Genomic DNA, 11,587 nt, shown 5'->3' with positions numbered 1-11,587 from the left:
CTACCCCTTGAAGACGTCACTCTTTCCCTACTCGACCCTCTTCCGCTCTGCCCCCGGACCTGCGCCCGCCCCCGGACCTGCGCCCGCCCCCGGACCTGCGCCCGCCCCCGGACCTGCATCCACACCCGGACCTGCACCCGCCCCCGCCCCCGGACCTGCACCCGCCCCCGCATCCGCACTCGAGATAAGCGCCCTCCAGGCAACCGCCCGCATGGTCTTCGGCTTCCGACTCGCCATGCTCGCGATCTCCGCCCCCGCAGCCCTCCTCAACGCGGCCCCCGGCCTGGGCGCCCGCCTGGTCACCGCAGCCGTGATCGCCACCTTCATGGCCAGCTACGTCCTCTTCAGAGACTGGGAACGTTTCGGCCCCCTACTCCTCCGCCACCCCACCCTCCTGGCCCTGGACACCCTCTTCGGCGCCCTGCTCCTCGTCTCCGCGGGCCCGGACACCCCGCTCGCCTATGTCAGCGTCTGCACCCCGCTTCTCGCCGGCATCGCCTACGGCTACCGCGCCGCGGCGGTCTTCGCCAGCCTGCAGTCCCTGATCCTCCTCCTCGTCCACGCCACCACGGCCGGGGCGGACACCACCCTCGCGGAGAAACTCCTCCTCCCAGGCTTCTGCGTGATCACCGGCGCCGCGGGCTCGGCCTTGCGCAACCTCGTCCTCCGCTTCGGCGCCGCGACCCAGGCCCTGACGACCACCAGAGCCCGCCTGGCCGCGACAGAGGCCGTGGCCGCCGAACGGGCCCGCCTGGCAAGGGAGCTGCACGACTCGGTGGCCAAGACCCTGCACGGAGTGGCACTGGCGGCGGACGCCCTGGCCGCCACAGCGACCACCACCCCCCAGAACCCCACCCTGATCAAGGAACAGGCCCAACTGGTCGCCAGAGCCTCCCGCAGAGCGGCCACGGAATCGCGAGAACTCCTCACCGACCTGCGCCGCGATCAGGACGCCGCCCCCGACACGGACGTCCTGGCCGAACTGGCGGCGAGAACGACAGCCTTCACCACCCGAACCGGCATCCCCACCACGTACGACACCAGCCCCCCAGCCACGACCTCTCCACCCCTGCCCCCGACGATCGCCCGCCAACTCCTCTCCATCGCCACGGAGGCCATGGAGAACGCCCACCGCCACGCCACCCCCACCACCGTGGCCGTACGCGCGGGCGTCCACGACGACCTGCTGCGGATCAGCGTCTACGACGACGGCCGCGGCCTCCCCCCGGGCACCACCCTCGAACAGCTGCGCAGCGCGGGCCACTTCGGCCTAATCGGCATGGTCGAACGCGCCGCGTCGGTGGGCGCCCGCATCCGCATGGGCCGCGGCGACCACTCGAAAGGCACGGAAGTCCTCCTGGAACTCCCACTGGCGGCGCGAAGGACATGACGGAATGACACACCACGACTTCCCCGGCCCGACCCGGCCGACGACCCCCCTCAGGGTGGTCGTGGCGGACGACAACCCGGTGGTCCGGGCAGGCCTGACGGCCCTGCTGACGGGCCGCGAGGACATCACGGTCGTAGCGGAGGCTGCGGACGGCCGCGAGGCGTACGAAGCGGCGCGCCGCCACCGCCCCGACGTGGTCCTCCTCGACGTCCAGATGCCGGGAGTCGACGGCATCGCGGCACTCCCGTACCTCGTGGGCATAGCCCCGGTGATGATGCTGACGTACAGCAGGGAGTCGGAGACGGTGAAGGAGGCCCTGCGCCGCGGAGCCAACGGCTACCTGGTCCATGGCGAGTTCACGGCGGCCCAACTGGTGGACGCGGTTCGCGACGTCACAGCCGGCAAACCCCACTTCACGCCTACCGCGGCGGGTGCGCTGCTGACCCAACTCCGTAGCTCGAATGATTCGCATCAGCATACGGAATGCGACACTCCTCCTCCCAGTAGCGCGGAACCCCTTTCGCAAGTGCAACCAGGTGTGGGACAGTCCTCAGGCAGGGCGAGGTTCCAACTCAGTACGAGGGAGGCGGAGATCATGGACCTCATCGCATCCGGGATGACCAACCATCAGATCGCCGCCGCGTGCTTCATCAGCGAGAAGACGGTCAAGAACCACATCAACCGGATCTTCGCCAAACTCCACAGCACCACCCGCGCCCAGGCCGCGGCGAAGTGGCTGGGGGTGGCATGAACCTCCACACCCTTTGGGCCTCGCTTTGGGCCCACGGACCCTCGGCACCCTCCCGCCCCCGGCCCTACAGTGCCGGCACCACAGCCGCCACCGAAGGGACTCACGATGACCAAGCGGTTCGACACGAACGACAAGGGCCAGACCGCGGTGGAGTACCTGGGGATCATCGCGGTGGTGGTGGCGATCGTGTTGGCGATCACGGGGACGGATATCGGGCAGACGATCTTCGACGCCATCACCGACAAGATCACCGAGGTCACAGGCGGCTGATCCGGCCTCACCGGTACGGCGACTCAGGGCAGGCATTCCCCATCTACATCACGGTGGTGGGAGGCCTGCTCTTTCTTGCGTTCGCCTACCTCGCGGTCGGCCAGGCGGCGGCGAATCGGAGCGATGCCCAGACGGCTGCCGACGCGGCGGCACTCGCGGTGGCGCAGGACGTCCGGGACCAACTCGCGGGGGAGTGGATCGAAGTTGTTCTCGACCCTGCGCAGTGGCAGGACATCTTTGACGGCTATGCGCCTGGCGTCGTGTTCTCCTGCGCGCGCGGGCATCAGCTCGCAGGACAGAACGATGCGCACGTGACGGGTTGTCATCCGATCGGACCCTTGGAATTCGCGGTCGGGGTCAAGATGGACAAATCCGTCGGAGACTCCATCGTCCCCGGTACGGAGGACAAGTACTCGAAGGCGTCCGCCCAAGCCGTGATCGAGGCCCGCTGCGCATTCGAGCTCCCGGGCGAGGAAGCCGAGGACGACGAACTGCCGCGGCTCACCTGTGAGGACAGGGATTGGGATCTGGACCCGGAGAATCTCACTGACCTGCCGCGGCCCGAGGATCTCTTCGACGTCCATCTGGCCGACTAAAACGCGATCGACGAATGGTGAAGGAATCAGGGGAATGAGCATTCGGTTCACAACGAAGGCCCGCAGGGGGATGGTCGCGATGACTGTTGCGGCCGGTCTGGCCCTCGGTGTGGCCGGTTGCGGCGGCGGTGACGGTGGCGGGGACGAGAAGCCAGAGGCGTCGGCGTCGGCGTCCAAGGGCGGCGGATCCGAACCGAGTGCTCAGGAGGGGCAGTCGGATGAGCCATTGGCCGAGTTGAAGGGGCCCGACGGCCTAGCGCTGCAGATCACGGCAGCGCAGAGGGATGCCGGCGGTTTCATCACCGTGCAAGGCGACTTGAGGAACGACAGCGACAAGACGCAGACCATTCCCTCTGCGCTGAGCGGCAACGAAACCGAGATCATCAGGAACGGCAGGTCGTTCGGCGGAGCCACGCTCGTCGACTCAAAGGGCAAGAAGCGCTATTACGTCCTGCGGGACACCGACGGCCGCCCGCTCACGACGACCGGAATCACCTCGATCAAATCCGGCGAGTCGATCCCGGTGTTCATGCAGTTCCCGTCACCGCCCAACGACACCACTGAGGTGTCCTTCCAACTGCCCATGTTCGCCCCGACCGACATCACGATCTCTGGGTGAGGCGAACCATGACCCCCATCCGTCTCTCCGTGGCGCTGACGGCCGCCACGGTCATGGCCGCGACGAACCTGTACGGCGCCGCGGTGGCCCACGCCGACGACAACCCCAGCGTCCCCCCAGGCACGGAACCCACGGCCACCGCCCCCGTGGACGTGGATCCCAACGACCCCGACCTGAAGCTCCCCGAGGGCGCCACGCTCGCCGAGCCCAAGGTGTTGGACATCAAGCAGGTCGTCGAGGACCAGAGCGGTGACGAACGCCGCGAGGACACCAACGCGGACGTGAAGTTCGCCCTTCAGGCGGAGGTCCTGTTCCCGAAGGACAGCGCGAGACTGAACGGCGAGGCGAAGGCCCGGATCGCCGCGATCGCGGAGGAGATCAAAACCCAGAACGCGACGAGGATCCGCGTCTTCGGCTTCACGGACAACCTGGGTTCGTCGGCCCACGGAGACGTCCTCTCCAAACAGCGTGCCAACGCCGTGGAGGACGTCCTGAAATCCGAACTCAACGACCCCAACATCACCTACGAGGTACGCGGCTACGGCGAGCAGTACCCCATCGCCTCCAACGACACGGAAGCCAGCCGCAAGAAGAACCGAAGGGTGGAGGTCACCTTCCCGCGCTCGGAGAACTGACCGGTGCGGTGGGACCGCTACCCCTCCGAGACGCCGCCGGAGAACTCGTCCGAGACCTCGTCCAAGACCCCCTCGACCTCGACCTCCACCTCCACCCGCACCCCGACCCGCAGCCCCCACCCCGCCATGGCCCCGGCCTCGGCCTCCAGCACATGGCGGGCCCGGAGCCGGGGCAGGCCGAGACGGCGGGGCGGCATGGTGCGTACGGCGATGACGCGCATCCCCCGATCGAGATAGGCGACGTCGATGGGGATCCGCATGCCGACGGTGTGCACGCTGTTGGCGGGGGAGAGCAGGAGAACACCGTCCACGGTGTCCCGGCCGAGCAGCCCGCGAGTGCGGGCACGATAGGACGAGGCGATCTCCAGCGGCAGGGTGGTGACACCCCGCGAACCACTGTCCAGCACGACCAACTTCCCACGCCCGTCCTGCCATTGCCGCCTCATGGCGGGGTATCTCCCCGATCCCGGGCGGCGCTACTCACACCGGGCCGGGTCCGTACGACTCGAGTGTTCCGCGGCGCCGGACGTCGAGGGTGGCGCAGTGGAAGGAGCCGCCGAAAGGCGCGTAGTGGAGGAGGTCGCACGGCACCGGCTCGAAGCCCCACGACTCCAGCGCGCGCAGCATGGAGGTGTGGTGCCGCTCCGCGATCACCCGCGTTTCGTCGATCATGAGCACGTTCATACTGAGCCACTTGCCGCACATCGAGGTGATCTTCAGCAGCCGGTCGTCGAGCGGCTCGGGCGGCGGAGCGACCAGCACGTCCCAGGAGCGCAGGACAGGGGGCAGACGGTCGACGTCGACGTACTCGGGGTTGACCAGGACCCTGCCGGGCCCGAGCGGTACGAGCGTCGTGTCGATGTGCATGGGGGTACGGCAGCGGCTCTCGATCTCGTGAACGCGGTAGCCGGGGCCCAGGTGGCGGCGCAGCCACTCGATGCCCATCCGGTTGGTGACGTTGCTCCGGGTCACGAAGAGGTCCCGCCCGGCGCGTACGAAGTCGGCGGCGTCGAAGACGGGCTCGAACTCGGTGAGGACGTACCGCATGGGCTCACCGTCGGCCGGGACCCGGAAGCCGCGCTCGTACAGCTCGTCGGTGAGCTGGGGTTTCGGCGCCGCGGTCCAGCGGGCGCCCCGCCGGAAGTAGTCCTTGAGGATGGGCCGGTACGAGTGGGTCTCGAAGTACCGGCACGGCCACGCCATCGGCGTCTCGATGATCTCGTCACCGATGACGAGCATGCTGTCGCGGGGGCAGGTGTTGCAGAACCCGCGGGAGGACCAGTCGGGGGTGGCGAAGCGACGCCGGTGCTCGACCGCCTCCGGGCGCCGGACGGTCACCCCGAGGGACCGCAGCAGTTCGACGAACTGGTCCAGCTCCTGCTGCGCCCGCTCGACCATCAGCCGCGGATACCGGACGCCGGCGGCCAGCCCTTGCAGCCGCGCCGCCCAGGCCGGAAGGTTGCAGGTCACGACGGGATGACTGGAGGGGATGGTGGCACCGTCGAGCCGCCCGACGATGACTTCCTCCAGGGGGTCCCACTCGTTGTGGGAGCTGACGGGAGAGGGAACAGACCGCTCTGGGGCGCTGACGGCGGGGGCCGATGCTTCCGCTGCTGTCATGCTCATCTGCTTCCGTGCGAAAGCCGGTAGACCAGGGACCCCGTGCCGCCCGGGTAACCAGACGGGAAGGCTCAAAACCGGGTCACCGCCCGCCCGCTTTGCGGTCCTCCTTTGCTTGTTCATAAGTGGAACCGCCTGCTCAAGGGGATATGGGCGAAGAGGGTGGCTGTGTTACAGAACCGTTACGCCCCAACTGCCCCGAGGTATGGTGGATTTGGCCCCATACGCCCCGTCGATCGGCAAGCTTCACCCTGGTGTCGTCGCGGCGCTCTGGATAGCGTTGCTTCGCTCAAGAGAAGCCTCGCCTCACCGGGAGCCGACCGTGAACCGCCGCCCCACCCTCCTCGCAGCGATCACGCTGACCGCCGCAGCGGCCCTGACGCTGTCCGCGTGCGGAAGCGACGACAGCCCCGAACCCAAGGACAACGACAAGATCGCGGGAGCCGACACCGGGGACGACACCTCGGCGTCCCCCACGACGAGCGCACCAGCCGCCGCGGACCGCCCGAAGATCGAGCTGCCGTCCGACCTCTCCTACACCTTTGACTGGCCCAAGACCGGCGACACGGACAAGGACGCGGTCCTGGCCGACAGCGAGCAGTCGATCAAAGCCGTGGACCTGGCGATCGTCAATCAGGACGCGCTCGACAAGGCATACCTCTACTACTACGAGGGCGAAGCGGCTGCCGGCACCGAAGAGTTCATCAAGGCGTACGTCAAGGCCAAGGCACGGGTCACGGGTGCTTACCGCTACTACGAAGCGGCCGTCAACGTGAGCGGGAAGGACCAGGCCTCGCTCGTCTACTGCGAGGACCAGAGCAAGGCCTTCGACATGTACCTGGAGACCGAGAAGGTCAACAAGACGCCTGCGACAAAGAACAGCTACGTGCTCTACACCACCCAGTTGCGCAAGAACGACAAGGGTGTATGGGTGATCGACAAGATCCAGTCCCAGAGGGGGAGCGACAAGTGCCAGCCCTGAAAGCCTCCTCGCGAGCGCTGTTCGTGCCTCTCGTGATCGGTTCGATACTGGTGAGTGGCGCACCTGCCCTCGCTGACAACACGATCGGGGGCGGCGCTCAGGCTCCGAAGCCCGGCACGGGTGCCGACGTCAACGGCGACACCGTTTCCGTGACCGCCGGTGGCGTTGTGTTCGACCACTCCAAGAACGGCACCGGAAACTCAACCGGTGCCCTCACCTCGGCCACCGACTGGTCGCCGCCGCCCTGCTGGTATGCCCCGAAGTACACCCCCGAGCAGCTGCAGAAGTATCTGGAGCCGATCTGGGAGGCGGAGTCGACGGGGTATCAGTGGGACGCCGAGCAGCGGGAGAAGTACAACGCCGACGACGAGGAGAAGGGCTTCAACAAGGACAAGTCCGGCAAGGGCTACTGGTGGGGGTCCTACGTCGACGAGAGCTTCCCCCCGGGCTGGGACTCCTGTGACCGCGACTACTTCTGGGTGGACGAGGGCGACCCCCCGCCCGCCGACGTCGAGAACGCCATCACCCCGGAGATCCTCGCCGAACTCGCCTACGCCGAGATCCGCGTCCCCGGCACCGAGGTCACGCTCGCCCCGGAGAACGCCACCAAGGTCAACCTCCCGACCTGGGCCTGGCTGAACGGCGCCGAGTTCAAGCCGGTGTCGGTCACCGCCTCCGTGCCGGTTCTGGATCTCCAGGCGACGGCAACAGCGGAACCGGTCTCCCTCCAGATCGAGCCGGGCACGGCCGACGCCGTCACCTACCCCGCGTCCGGAGTCTGCGAGATCAACAACGGCCGCATCGGCGAGCCGTACGCCAAGGGCAAGGCCGACCAGACCCCGCCCTGCGGAGTGAAGTACCTCCGCTCCTCCGGCGAGGGCACGTTCCCCCTCCAGGCGACCATCACCTGGAACATCACCTGGACCGGCACCGGCGGAGCCGGCGGCGACCTCCCCGACGGCACCTTCGGCGCCACCCAGAACGTCACAGTCCAGGAAATCCAGGCCGTCAACCGCTGAAGAACGGCCCTGCTCGCGGGTGGATCGATGGCCGACCAGCGCAGTACACCTCGGCGGAATTCGCAATGGTGTGCTGCAGGTTAGGCGTGATCCGCTCGCGGGCGGCGGTCGGTACCACCGCGGCCGACGCCGTCGCGAAGGGCTTTGCCCCCCTCTCACAGACCACTCCGCATGGGAAGAAAGTCCTGGCCAGGCGGGTGTGGCCTGCCCTGCGGCGTTCCGGTTGGTCACCCCCTGCACCACCCTGAAGCAGGCATCGAGGCTTGGCTGAATCACCCTGATCGCCGACGGGCAGCGATCAGCTACGCTGGCCGCTGTCGCAATGCAAACGGGAGAGGCCCATGGGGGAGCACGATCGCCTCGTAGTCGACTACACGCTCATGGAGTCCTCGAAGGCGAATCTGAGCGACATCAAGAAGGCCCTCAAAGGCATCGACAAGCACGGGGCCGACATCCAAGACATCTGGGGCCATGGCGGCATCGCCAGCAAGATGGACGAGTTCGTCAGCAACTGGGACAACTACCGGCGTGAACTCCTGCACAACGTTCAGGACTTGGGCAAGCACGTAGAGACCGCGCTCAAGAGCTTCGAGAAGCTGGACCTCGACCTCAAGAACGCGAACGAGAAGAAGCGCGGCAAAAGCGGGGGACGTTGACCGATGGGCACGGGCAAGGGAAGGCGCCGACCGGTCGACTGGCATCCGCTGGCGGAGAAGGACCCGATCCCCGGAAACCCGGAGGACATCCGCGACGAGGTCGGCAGGATGGAAGACCTCGCCTCAACCCTCCGAGACCAGGCCCGCATCCTGCGCCGGGCCGCCGACGGCGACGCGTTGAAGGGCAAGTACGCCGACAAGATCCGCGAGAAGTCCGACGAACTCGACAGGCGCTTTCGCGAGACGGCGGGCCGCTACGAACGGGTAGTCGGAGACCTCGGCAGTTGGGCCAACGAGCTGGAGGGCTTCCAGGAACGGGCCGACGGCATCCTCCGAGCCGCGAAGCAGGCCGACGAGGAACACGCCGCCGACCAGAAGAAGGAAGCCCAGGCCGAACGGGACGGCAAGGAAGGCGACGAGAAGGCATCGGAGGATTCCGATCCCACCAGCCACTTGGCGTCGTACCGCAAGCAGCTCAATCAGGTCATCTCCGACCGAGACTCCCGCGCCGAGCACTTCGCCGTGAACATCGGCGAGGACATCTCGGACATCATCAGGGACAGCTCTTGGGAGAACTTCAAGGACTGGGTGCACGAACATGCGGAGACGATCAAAGGCGTCGTTGAGGCCCTGAGTTGGGCAGCGACCTTCATCGGGGTGATCGCCCTCCTCTTCACGCCGGTCGGGTGGGTGGCGACGCTCGTCACGGTGGGTGCCCTCAGCCTCACGGCGCTCGTCGGCATCGGGCACACCATGCTGGCTCTCTCCGGCGACGGGAGTTGGGCGGATGTCGCCATGGACGTCTTCGCGCTGGCGACACTGAGATTCGGCAGCATCGCGATGAAGGGCGTCAAGGCCGCGGTGGCATCGCTCAAGACCGTGAGCAGGGCGGAACGGTTCCAGCGGTACGCGAACCTGCGCAAGCTGCTGGACAGGAACATCATGCGATACGGCACCGACTCGGCCCGCGGCGCGAAAGCGGCGCGTGCGAAGAACGCGCTGCGCCAGATCGGGTCAAGGGAAACACGGCCCGGAACGACCCGGCTGGACCGCCTGCTGAGCGGCGAGGGGGAAATCGCCAGCGCGTCCAAGTTCGCCAAGGCGATGAGGGCGGAGTTCGGTGGAAATCCCGACGTGGCCAGGGCAGTCGACACCCTGGAAAAGGCCGCTTTGAAGTTCAAACTGAACTACGGGGCTGCCACCCTCGTAGATGTGGGCGATAAATTCGGAGAAAAAGGGCCATACGGGGACCAATACGGTGATGCCAAGGATGTCCTGACGCGTGAAGTCGGGAGCCGCTGGTGACTTTCAGGATTGCGAGGGAGTGGAGATAGTGGCGACAATCCCGGCGAAGAGCCCGCAAGAGGCGCGGGCCATGAGGTTCCTTGCTGCGTTCACACTGGTACCGCTTCTCTGTTTCGCCTTCCAGGATCTCGGCAGCAGGTACGGCGGGATGGACTGGCTCACCTACGGCTACGTCGCATGGCCATTGATGGCCGCGCCGGTTCTGATGCTGGTCCTGTTTTCCCGGAACCGAGCACTCATCCGTAATCCGCGAATGGGTGCCAACTTCTCCCAAACGATCAAGATCGTTGCCGCTATGTACCTGTTCTGGAACATCATCGGGGCCATCGGCTACAGCTGGCTCGCCCTCATCTCCATCCTCTCCTCGCTGACAATCCTGGTGGCCGACCGGCAGCTAAAGAAGCGGGTCCGTGTGTGAGCGCGTCCGATCTGGATCAGCAGTCGCCGCCCGTCGAGGTGAACGCTCCCCGCCGCTATGAGCTCGTCCTGCCGCCTGGCTGGGTCCGCATCCCCCTGCGCGAGGGCACGAAGGAAGCGTTGGAGAAGATCCTCTTCTCGCACATGGGGCAAGTCCCGGAGGGTGTTCCCCGGGACGACGCGATGCGCTTCCGGCTGGACATGCGCCGCCAGTTGGAGAAGCAAGCCCGCGCGGCAAGAAGAAATGGGGGTCTTGATCTGTACCTTCCGGTGCTCCCCCGCGGGGGAATCTTCCTCATGGCCTCCTTCATCGTTGCCGAGATGCCGATCGGCCAAGATCGTGCGGTTCCTCCAGAGGCAGTGATCGAGCAGCTGGCCAACGAGGACATCCCCGGCGGAACGGCGACGAAAGTCGACGTGGCAGGGGCGACCGCACTCCGTCGTGCCTACCGCTCCACCCTCGACGATGAGGCCGTTCCACCCACGCGGCGGGTCGACTATGTGATCCCCGTGGCGAACGATCCCGGTCGCTGGATCAGTATCAACTTCTCCACGCCGGGAGACGGCGATCCGGACAGCAAATTCACAGACGTGCTGGTCGAGTTGTTCGATGCGGTGGTCGGCACATTCAAATGGAGTTATGAGTGAGCTGGCTCAACGTCAAGCACGCCATGGATCTGTCCCCGTGGATCCGGATCCCGCTCATGTGGCCGGAACCGGGTCTTGAGGGCGTCGAGGAGGCACAAACGCCTGAGGCGTGGGCACGCTACTTCGCGGAGGGCCTCTGGGAGGATTTCGCGTCGGAGAAGCCGGAGCCGGGCGAAGTCGACCTGCTGACCGACATCCTGCTGATGTATGCCGTCAGGGCCCCAGCGGCCTTTCCGGACTTCGAGGTCTTCCTCCACCTCCCGCACCCACGGGAGATCCCGCTTCCCGCGTACGTCGACCTGGTGGAGATCGAGGAGAGTGAAGAGCGGGCGACGGCACTGCGTGAACTGACCCACGCCGATGCGAGCTACACCGTCGAGCCCCCCATCGTCGAGGACTTCCACTCACCGCACCTTGGAGCCGGCCTGCGGGTCCTGCGCTACTACCAGGACGAGGACAGCAACGAGGTGCACGTCGGCCTCCGTTACGCCTGGCGCTACGAGAAAGGCCCGGAGGCCGCGGACGTCCTGATCATCCTGGCCGATCCGGACGCCGCTCGGATCCTCCGGGCTCTCGACGACGTCGACGAGTTCGCCCGCACCATCCGGATCAGCCCGGACGAGGACGCGGATACCTGGAGTTCCTCCTGATCCCGACGAGACAGCGGGCGCCGAACGGG

The 11,587-nt window shown here is 66.8% G+C and carries 15 protein-coding genes; 13 read left to right on the top strand and 2 right to left on the bottom strand.

The window, feature by feature from the left end:
* Positions 1–7 precede the first annotated feature (7 nt).
* The 6 genes from ACWDRW_RS31460 (at position 8) to ACWDRW_RS31435 (ending at position 4,261) form a co-directional block, all read left to right on the top strand.
* On the top strand, positions 8–1,390 hold the full coding sequence (locus ACWDRW_RS31460) for a sensor histidine kinase (RefSeq protein WP_451728987.1): 1,383 nt from the start codon (positions 8–10) through the stop codon (positions 1,388–1,390).
* Positions 1,391–1,394: 4 nt separating this feature from the next.
* Positions 1,395–2,141: a response regulator gene (locus tag ACWDRW_RS31455; RefSeq protein WP_451728978.1), complete on the top strand. Its 747-nt coding sequence runs from the start codon at positions 1,395–1,397 to the stop codon at positions 2,139–2,141.
* Positions 2,142–2,246: 105 nt separating this feature from the next.
* The gene (locus ACWDRW_RS31450) at positions 2,247–2,411 is read left to right on the top strand and encodes a Flp family type IVb pilin (protein ID WP_451728975.1); all 165 of its coding nucleotides are present in this window, start codon (positions 2,247–2,249) and stop codon (positions 2,409–2,411) included.
* The gene (locus ACWDRW_RS31445; RefSeq protein WP_451728984.1) at positions 2,411–3,007 is read left to right on the top strand and encodes a pilus assembly protein TadG-related protein; all 597 of its coding nucleotides are present in this window, start codon (positions 2,411–2,413) and stop codon (positions 3,005–3,007) included. Before ACWDRW_RS31450 ends, ACWDRW_RS31445 begins: the two co-directional genes overlap by 1 nt.
* Positions 3,008–3,041: 34 nt before the next feature.
* The gene (locus ACWDRW_RS31440; RefSeq protein ID WP_451728972.1) at positions 3,042–3,626 is read left to right on the top strand and encodes a hypothetical protein; all 585 of its coding nucleotides are present in this window, start codon (positions 3,042–3,044) and stop codon (positions 3,624–3,626) included.
* 8 nt (positions 3,627–3,634) lie between these two features.
* Positions 3,635–4,261, top strand: coding sequence for an OmpA family protein (locus tag ACWDRW_RS31435; protein WP_451728969.1), 627 nt, complete (start codon positions 3,635–3,637; stop codon positions 4,259–4,261).
* 17 nt (positions 4,262–4,278) lie between these two features.
* Here the strand turns inward: ACWDRW_RS31435 and ACWDRW_RS31430 are convergent, their stop codons facing one another.
* Positions 4,279–4,707 carry a DUF192 domain-containing protein gene (locus ACWDRW_RS31430; RefSeq protein ID WP_451728966.1) on the bottom strand — a complete coding sequence of 143 codons (429 nt, stop codon included), beginning with the start codon at positions 4,705–4,707 and terminating at the stop codon, positions 4,279–4,281.
* A 34-nt stretch (positions 4,708–4,741) separates the two neighbouring features.
* Entirely contained in the window at positions 4,742–5,881 is a 1,140-nt protein-coding gene (locus tag ACWDRW_RS31425; RefSeq protein ID WP_451728963.1) for an amidinotransferase, read from the bottom strand.
* A 322-nt stretch (positions 5,882–6,203) separates the two neighbouring features.
* Between ACWDRW_RS31425 and ACWDRW_RS31420 the strand changes: the two genes are divergently transcribed.
* The 7 genes from ACWDRW_RS31420 to ACWDRW_RS31390 all read left to right on the top strand — a co-directional run bounded on the left by ACWDRW_RS31420 (position 6,204) and on the right by ACWDRW_RS31390 (position 11,558).
* The gene (locus tag ACWDRW_RS31420; RefSeq protein WP_451728960.1) at positions 6,204–6,863 is read left to right on the top strand and encodes a hypothetical protein; all 660 of its coding nucleotides are present in this window, start codon (positions 6,204–6,206) and stop codon (positions 6,861–6,863) included.
* Positions 6,851–7,882 (top strand): hypothetical protein, encoded by a 1,032-nt coding sequence (locus ACWDRW_RS31415; RefSeq protein ID WP_451728957.1) that lies wholly within the window; start codon positions 6,851–6,853, stop codon positions 7,880–7,882. Before ACWDRW_RS31420 ends, ACWDRW_RS31415 begins: the two co-directional genes overlap by 13 nt.
* 341 nt (positions 7,883–8,223) lie before the next feature.
* A complete protein-coding gene (locus ACWDRW_RS31410; protein WP_451728954.1) occupies positions 8,224–8,538 on the top strand; it encodes a hypothetical protein in 315 nt (104 codons plus the stop codon).
* A 3-nt stretch (positions 8,539–8,541) separates the two neighbouring features.
* On the top strand, positions 8,542–9,843 hold the full coding sequence (locus tag ACWDRW_RS31405; protein WP_451728951.1) for a putative T7SS-secreted protein: 1,302 nt from the start codon (positions 8,542–8,544) through the stop codon (positions 9,841–9,843).
* The gene (locus ACWDRW_RS31400) at positions 9,821–10,261 is read left to right on the top strand and encodes a hypothetical protein (protein ID WP_451728948.1); all 441 of its coding nucleotides are present in this window, start codon (positions 9,821–9,823) and stop codon (positions 10,259–10,261) included. The genes ACWDRW_RS31405 and ACWDRW_RS31400 overlap by 23 nt, the downstream gene beginning before the upstream one ends.
* A complete protein-coding gene (locus ACWDRW_RS31395) occupies positions 10,258–10,908 on the top strand; it encodes a hypothetical protein (RefSeq protein WP_451728945.1) in 651 nt (216 codons plus the stop codon). The genes ACWDRW_RS31400 and ACWDRW_RS31395 overlap by 4 nt, the downstream gene beginning before the upstream one ends.
* On the top strand, positions 10,905–11,558 hold the full coding sequence (locus tag ACWDRW_RS31390; protein ID WP_451728943.1) for a hypothetical protein: 654 nt from the start codon (positions 10,905–10,907) through the stop codon (positions 11,556–11,558). Before ACWDRW_RS31395 ends, ACWDRW_RS31390 begins: the two co-directional genes overlap by 4 nt.
* Positions 11,559–11,587 lie beyond the last annotated feature (29 nt).

Source organism: Streptomyces sp. NPDC003635 (genome assembly GCF_053587635.1).
The sequence above is the reverse complement of the archived record's forward strand: the minus strand, read 5'-3'. Positions and strand labels throughout refer to the sequence as shown.

Bases quoted from the DNA above. Each gene is read 5' to 3' on its own strand.
- ACWDRW_RS31455 (WP_451728978.1), top strand. From the start codon at position 1,395: ATGACACACCACGACTTCCCCGGCCCGACCCGGCCGACGACCCCCCTC.
- ACWDRW_RS31450 (WP_451728975.1), top strand. From the start codon at position 2,247: ATGACCAAGCGGTTCGACACGAACGACAAGGGCCAGACCGCGGTGGAG.
- ACWDRW_RS31440 (WP_451728972.1), top strand. From the start codon at position 3,042: ATGAGCATTCGGTTCACAACGAAGGCCCGCAGGGGGATGGTCGCGATG.
- ACWDRW_RS31435 (WP_451728969.1), top strand. From the start codon at position 3,635: ATGACCCCCATCCGTCTCTCCGTGGCGCTGACGGCCGCCACGGTCATG.
- ACWDRW_RS31430 (WP_451728966.1), bottom strand. From the start codon at position 4,707: ATGAGGCGGCAATGGCAGGACGGGCGTGGGAAGTTGGTCGTGCTGGAC.
- ACWDRW_RS31425 (WP_451728963.1), bottom strand. From the start codon at position 5,881: ATGACAGCAGCGGAAGCATCGGCCCCCGCCGTCAGCGCCCCAGAGCGG.
- ACWDRW_RS31410 (WP_451728954.1), top strand. From the start codon at position 8,224: ATGGGGGAGCACGATCGCCTCGTAGTCGACTACACGCTCATGGAGTCC.
- ACWDRW_RS31405 (WP_451728951.1), top strand. From the start codon at position 8,542: ATGGGCACGGGCAAGGGAAGGCGCCGACCGGTCGACTGGCATCCGCTG.